Raw genomic sequence first — 6,677 nt, forward strand, 5'->3', positions numbered from 1 at the left:
AATAATAAAGTAAATAGGAATATTAATAAACGCTTAGCCAAACACAATACCTCCTTAGATAGGTAGTATTTTAAATTTTAACTACTCATTAAATATCCTTTACTTAATTAGAAAATTTTACTTATGTAATTAATTAATGCTAAAAAGCTTGATTGATGGCATCTCAATTATACTTTATCGTATTGTAACAAAACTTGAGAAACTTGTATTCTAATTACAGCGTAGTCATTAAATAAATGGTTTATTATAAAGGAAATTCTAGAAGAATCATATACAACTACCATGGGAGTACGATATAAACTTCCATGGTAGTTGTGAATCTGAGGATTCATGGATGGCTAATGCATGCGTTAATTGGATAACAGGATCGACTGTTTATTCGATTTTTTTATTAGGCTAAATGGCAGTTTAGTGCAATAAAAAACGATATAATTTACTCCATTGATCAAGACAGACATAGTGTTCTGAATAAAATGAAAGAAATTGAGAAATCTAAGATTAAAATGATTGATTAAAATAATGCAAGTAGTTCTTTTTAGGATAGGTGTGTTTTATGGTTATTGGTAGTGGTATGGATTGGAACACAATAATAGCAATTTCACCAATTATCTTTATTTTTGTAGGAATAACATTCGTGCTTATATGGTTGATGACTTTGTTAGGTAAATCAGAATAACAATAAATGATCAAAATTATTTATTATTGATAATCAAAAAAATGTAAAAAATTACCATTAAAAACACCGAACCATTCTTATATTAATGAATACTTTATATAACTTGTTCATTGGTGGAGAATAGGGCAAACTGGACGAGCTACACTCCTAAATCTAGCAAAAAGGTTCTTCAATAGAAGAACTTTTTTTGTTGCTTATGTAACTAACTGATGCATTAGTTGAATAACATGATCGGCTGTTTAGTCGGTTTTTTTATTCAACAAAATGGCAGTTTAGTTGCATAAGGAATTTATAATTTATGGTAAAATATTGATATTCATTGTTATTAAACTTTAGTTTTTTTAAGTAAATACATAAATACTAATTTAAGGGATGATGGGACTTGAATTTATTTTTATTAGAACCAGAGGTAGCTGGAGGAATAGGTCAAAATACAATTTTCTCTCAAAGTGAATCTGATGACGAAAATGAAGTATTGCATCTTCATTATGAATTTGAAGGATGGCTTGGGGATGAGCTACTTGAAACAACACCATGTTTTATTATTACTGAAGAGTTAAAGAACTCAATTTTACAAAGTGACCTAAATGGATTTGAAATTAAGGATGTAGAAGTTTCAATTACAGAAGAATTTTGTGAATGGCATCCTGATTTGGTTCTTCCAAATTTCTATCGCTTAGTTCCAAAAGGGAAAGTAACAAACGAAGGAACTCAATATTCTTTATGGTCAGGTACCGATTTTTCTGTTTCACAAAAACAATATTTAGTTGTAACACCAAAAGCTTTTGAGGTTCTAAAAAAACATAAATTAAACCACTGCGATATAGTTGAGTTAACGAGAGGCTAATGCAACTAACTGATGCATTAGTTTAATAACAAGATCGGCTGTGATGGTCGATTTTTTTATTGCGCTAAATGGCAGGTTTGTTAAAAAATATATTAGAATTTACTTATCCTAATAATGGGAGGAATAACATAAAGTGCAGATTATAAAGTATAAGGAAACCGATACTGAAGGGATTGTTTCTTTGTTTTATGAAACGGTTCATTCAGTAAACTCAAAAGACTATTCCCAATCAGAATTGAATGCTTGGGCACCAAGAGACGAACAAGAATCTAAAATGATGTCTTGGAAAAAATCATTGGGTCAAAATATAACATTTGTTGCTAAAGTTAATGATAAAGTAATTGGTTTTAGCGATTTAACGCATACTGGACACTTAGATAGACTATATGTTCATAAAGATTATCAAGGACAGGGTGTAGCCACTGCATTAATTGATATGCTTGAATCTGAGGCTAAGAAATTGAATCTTTTAGAAATTGATACGGAGGCAAGTATGACAGCTAAGCCGTTTTTTGAACATCGGGGCTACAAAATTGTTTGTTCACAAACTGTGGAACGTAGAGGTGTCAAATTGACTAATTTTAAAATGATAAAAAAAATAATATTATAATATCGTTATTAAACTAACTGATGCATTAGTTTTATAAGAACGATTATTAAAAGGACCGTTACGGGTCCTCTTTTTTAAAAGTATTTACAATATTGATCTTGACGTTGCTTTCCACTTAGTTTCGCATATATTCGTGTTGTTTCACTTTTTTCGTGACCTAATAAACTTTGGATTACTTCAATTGGAGCCCCGTTATCCATTAAATGAGTTGCGTAACTATGCCTTAATTGGTGAGGTGAAATCTTTTTGTTAAACTCTGCATGTAAAGAAACCTGCTTAATTATATGACGCGTTTGAGCAATACTTAACCGACGGGGAGCTCTTTCGGTTACAAATAATGCAGGATCTTCATCATGTCGTTCGTTTAAGTATCTAAATAACCAAATTTCAGCTCGAATATTGAAGTATACTTCTCTTTCTTTATCACCTTTTCCTCGTACTATTACCGAGTGATTTGTCCAATTTATATCATTTTTATTTATTAAGACAATTTCGCCGATACGGCATCCTGATGAATACATAAACTCAATTATTGCATGTTCTCTTGGAGTATTGCTGGCTTCACGAAGGAGTTCAATTTCCTTAACAGTTAAGAATTTAGGAATTCTGGTCCCAGCTTTTGGTTCTTTAAGCTTTGAGGAAGGGTTACTTTGAATTTCACCCTCTTCATGAGCCCAACGGAAAAGGGATTTTATAAAACGAACTCGATGTGCTAAACTTGCAGGTTTTAATTTTTCCCCAACAAATACAAGATACTCTTTCAAAGCATCAGTAGTGATTTGAGCAATCTCAATATCATCGAAGTGTTTAATTAAGAGTGTTGCCTGTATTCTATATGCTTTTAGTGTAGTTGATGAGTATCCTTCAATTAACTTATCATTATAGTAACTTTTCCATGCATTTGATAATAACATTAATAAATCCCCTCCATTAGTTGGTGTTTTACCAGGCATTATTGACGAAATTCATGATTAAAATAGGAGTGTTAAAACTAGAAATAGGATCAAATATTATTTTACTAAATGGCAGTTGAGTTCAATAAGGAAAGGATTTGATAATTTTAAATAGAATAAAATTATGTGTTGAATTACTTGTATTTAGAGAAGGAGAGATGTTCTTGCCAGAGTATATTAGGTATACCATCGCAGCTTTATTATTTCTATTTTTTTGTGGTCTTAGTTTTTTTATTTGGAAGAAGAAAATGTTGTTTCTAATTGCTGGGTACCAAGAAGGCCAAGTGCAGGAAAAGAGTAAATTAGCTCGATACTACGGAATATTTTTCTTTATCATAGGAATTGAATCGATATTTCTTCCTTTTTCTCAAAATACAACACAGATTTTTATGTGGTTGGGTATTCTTGTATTTTCTGTAATAGCTGGAGGAGTATTTATTAATTTGAAGGTTAGATGAAAATTAATGTAATACAAACTGATGCTTTATTTGAAGAACACGAGTTGCAATATCATTTTTTCGCTCTATTTAAATTATCTGAAGTTCAATTACAAAAATAGTATTCTCTTTTCCTTCATATTATGAGGTAAGGAGGTTTTTTTATGAGCCGAATAAAGTATAACGAAAAAGACGTAGACGTATTAGCAAGATTAATACGAGCCGAAGCAGTAGGAGAAGGCAAGCAAGGTATGTTAGCAGCAGGTTGTGTAGTCGTTAACCGTGCCTTAGTAACCTGTTCGGACTTTAAAGATGTAGATACAGTACGACAAGCAATAGTTGCATATCAGAAGCAGTCAATGGCTGCTTTATTTATTTAAGTATTTGGCAGATTAGTTGAACAAGGAATTACTTAATTGGCATCGAATACATTTGAAATATGTAAATAAAGGAGGGTAAAAATTGAGAATTTTATTTTGTAGTGATCCCTTAGATAGAAATCAAGTAGATTTTGATTACAAAAAAGAATATTTGGTAGCTCAAAATATGGGAATTAAAACAGAACTTATTGCATTAGAGAATTTATTATATTTTGATGATGGTAAAAAATCTATACATAAAGTTAGTATTAGTGAGGAACCCGAAAAAGCTATTTATCGTGGTTGGATGTTAACACCTAATTATTATAAAATGTTATACAATGCACTAACAAAGAAAAATATATATTTAGTAAATACACCAGAAGAATATAAACATTGTCACTATTTACCTGAATCCTATTCTGTTATAAAAGACAAAACACCCAAAACAACTTGGATTCTTAAAGAAGAAATTGATGAAAATTTTAATAAAATTTTTGATAAAGTTCAAACCTTTGGAAACAATCCTATTATTATTAAAGACTTCGTGAAGTCCAGAAAGCACGATTGGGTAGAAGCTTGTTTTATTCCTAAAGCAAGTGACAAAGAGAATGTCGAGAAAACTGTAAAAAAATTTATTGAATTGCAAGGTTCCGAATTAAACGAAGGAATTGTTTTTAGAGAGTTTTTAAACTTAGAATTCTTAACGAAACATCATCAAAGTCAAATGCCTCTTTCTAAAGAGTTTCGTGTATTCTTTCTTAATGGAAAACCTATTAGTATGCTTCATTATTGGGATGAGGGGGATTACGGCAAAATTTTACCTAACTTAGACTCACTATTAGAAATTGCACAAGATATTAAAAGCAATTTCTTCACTATGGACATCGCTAAAGTGGAAAATGGAGAATGGGTAATCATTGAACTAGGAGATGGACAAGTATCTGGTTTACCGGATAATGCAGATTTAGGTGAATTTTATCTAAACATTAAAAACTGATTAATGTAATCTAGGTTCCAACTCATTCCAATTATATCAATAACTCAATAAAAGAAGTCATCTATAAAAACACCATCATAAAAGATAAAGTCTTATTAAGCTAACGCATACTTTAGTTGAACAACAAGATCGGCTGTGTGGTCCATTTCCATCATTTCGATTTTTTTAACAATTCATTCTCTACTATTAAAAGTTTGTTTTGTGCTTGAAGTTTTTATATTTCTCTTCGAGAGAAAGTTCTCTCTCTAAAGATTTTCCTGTCTTTACATTCCTAGTATCTACAAGAAGATTACAGTTAAAGTTAAGCAAAATACTATATTTCGATTCTGAATAAATTTAAAAACATCCTTTTTAGGATGCTTTTTTATAAATATGTTACTCAGTTTCTTCTATTATATATGATAAGATTTTATATAAAGTTAGAATGTAGTTTTATTCTTCCATACCAATCCCACATTTGTATCTCGTTTTTCATGTTTTGCTAGGTAAATCTGAGTTGTTTTTATACTTTCATGGCCGAGTGAAGTAGAAATAGAGTATATATCAGCCCCATTTTCCCGACTGAATATAGCATAAAAATGACGGAAAAAATGTGCAGAGATTTTCCCATTGCGAGAATGGTGTTGCAGGAAGGGGAACATTGTCCGACTGATCATTTCTGAAACGAATTTAGATAAATGATTTGGACTATATGGTTTCATATTGCTAGTTAAAATTAAATGTGAATCATCTAATGAATCTAAATCTATAACTAATCCTTTTCTTTTTCTAAGCTTTACTATTTCATCAAACACATAATCCATTAGATAAACCTCTCGTTCTTTACGACCTTTTCCCATAATCTTTAACCAATAACCTCGATGATCTTTTGAAATATCTTTCCATTTTGCAGTCGCAAGTTCTGCTGATCTTAAACCAGTTGTTGCTAGTGTAATTAATATTGTGTAATGAAGTGGAGAGCTTTTGTAGTAGTCCAGTATTTGTTTAACTTCCTCATATGTCACATCACGGTTTGGCAGATCATTCCGTGTTACATTAGCTGAAACAAGTGAATAATGGAGAGGACGTTCGATATATTTTTGTTCATATAAGTATTTGAAATATCCTTTCAGTACAACTGTCTTTTTAGCGATTGTTGTCTTTTTATAAGGTTTGTTATATCGGCCAAATGGAGCCGCCACTAACCACTTTTGGTAATTAAGAACATGTCGAGGTTCTAGGATACGTAAAATACTTTGACTTTCAGTTTGAAACGTATCTTCTAATAAGATTTGTTTATTCTCAAATAAATGATTATAAAACGTTAAAAGTTCTTTTATGTAAGTTTTACGCGTTTGTTTATTTTTACTCCCACTAATTTCATCATCTTCATATAAATCTCCAATTTCTTTCCTCTGGTAAACAAAACGATAAATCATGTCAATATCAGAAAATGCCTCATGAATATCTACCTTATACTTTTCTGCAAATTCATGTGTGTGATCTAATACTTGAATTTGTTCATTAGTTAGTGAAAGTGGGTAATCATTTATATTAACTATTACTTCTTGATTATAATTAGCTGGAAATAAACTTTGAACCCTCATTTATAAACACATCCTTTCAACTCATAACCAAATAATAGAAAATTAACTATTTCTTACTATATTAAACTATTTAAATCTTATTTTCTATACATATACTTTATAGGAATGTCCATCGAGTTAAAGATTAAAGTTAAAGAAATTAATATATATGCTAAATTATATAAGTGTAAAATAATCGTCCATTCTTTTACACTATATTAATATTAAAT

General features: G+C 30.3%; 7 protein-coding genes and 1 pseudogene. 6 read left to right on the forward strand and 2 right to left on the reverse strand.

The window, feature by feature from the left end:
* Nucleotides 1-553 precede the first annotated feature (553 nt).
* The 3 genes from ACFCYN_RS24620 to ACFCYN_RS24630 all read left to right on the forward strand — a co-directional run bounded on the left by ACFCYN_RS24620 (nucleotide 554) and on the right by ACFCYN_RS24630 (nucleotide 2,133).
* Nucleotides 554-676 (forward strand): hypothetical protein, encoded by a 123-nt coding sequence (locus ACFCYN_RS24620; RefSeq protein WP_375952618.1) that lies wholly within the window; start codon nucleotides 554-556, stop codon nucleotides 674-676.
* Between the two features lie 382 nt (nucleotides 677-1,058).
* Nucleotides 1,059-1,523 (forward strand): hypothetical protein, encoded by a 465-nt coding sequence (locus tag ACFCYN_RS24625; RefSeq protein ID WP_375952620.1) that lies wholly within the window; start codon nucleotides 1,059-1,061, stop codon nucleotides 1,521-1,523.
* 133 nt (nucleotides 1,524-1,656) lie between these two features.
* Nucleotides 1,657-2,133, forward strand: coding sequence for a GNAT family N-acetyltransferase (locus ACFCYN_RS24630; RefSeq protein ID WP_375952623.1), 477 nt, complete (start codon nucleotides 1,657-1,659; stop codon nucleotides 2,131-2,133).
* A 74-nt stretch (nucleotides 2,134-2,207) separates the two neighbouring features.
* On the opposite strand, the gene ACFCYN_RS24635 is transcribed toward ACFCYN_RS24630, so the two are convergent.
* Nucleotides 2,208-3,047, reverse strand: a complete 840-nt coding sequence (locus ACFCYN_RS24635) for a tyrosine-type recombinase/integrase (RefSeq protein ID WP_375952626.1) — start codon at nucleotides 3,045-3,047, stop codon at nucleotides 2,208-2,210.
* Nucleotides 3,048-3,250: 203 nt separating this feature from the next.
* On the opposite strand from ACFCYN_RS24635, the gene ACFCYN_RS24640 reads away from it, so the two are divergent.
* From ACFCYN_RS24640 to ACFCYN_RS24650, 3 genes and pseudogenes are all read left to right on the forward strand, one after another.
* Nucleotides 3,251-3,544 carry a DUF3784 domain-containing protein gene (locus ACFCYN_RS24640; RefSeq protein ID WP_375952629.1) on the forward strand — a complete coding sequence of 98 codons (294 nt, stop codon included), beginning with the start codon at nucleotides 3,251-3,253 and terminating at the stop codon, nucleotides 3,542-3,544.
* A gap of 143 nt (nucleotides 3,545-3,687) precedes the next feature.
* A pseudogene (locus tag ACFCYN_RS24645) lies at nucleotides 3,688-3,861 on the forward strand (cell wall hydrolase); the annotation flags it as partial.
* A 124-nt stretch (nucleotides 3,862-3,985) separates the two neighbouring features.
* A complete protein-coding gene (locus ACFCYN_RS24650) occupies nucleotides 3,986-4,882 on the forward strand; it encodes an ATP-grasp domain-containing protein (RefSeq protein ID WP_375952632.1) in 897 nt (298 codons plus the stop codon).
* A 419-nt stretch (nucleotides 4,883-5,301) separates the two neighbouring features.
* Here the strand turns inward: ACFCYN_RS24650 and ACFCYN_RS24655 are convergent, their stop codons facing one another.
* On the reverse strand, nucleotides 5,302-6,468 hold the full coding sequence (locus ACFCYN_RS24655; protein ID WP_375952634.1) for a tyrosine-type recombinase/integrase: 1,167 nt from the start codon (nucleotides 6,466-6,468) through the stop codon (nucleotides 5,302-5,304).
* Between the last annotated feature and the right edge of the window lie 209 nt (nucleotides 6,469-6,677).

Source organism: Gottfriedia sp. NPDC056225 (assembly GCF_042267765.1).
Classification (GTDB): Bacteria; Bacillota; Bacilli; order Bacillales; family Bacillaceae_G; genus Gottfriedia.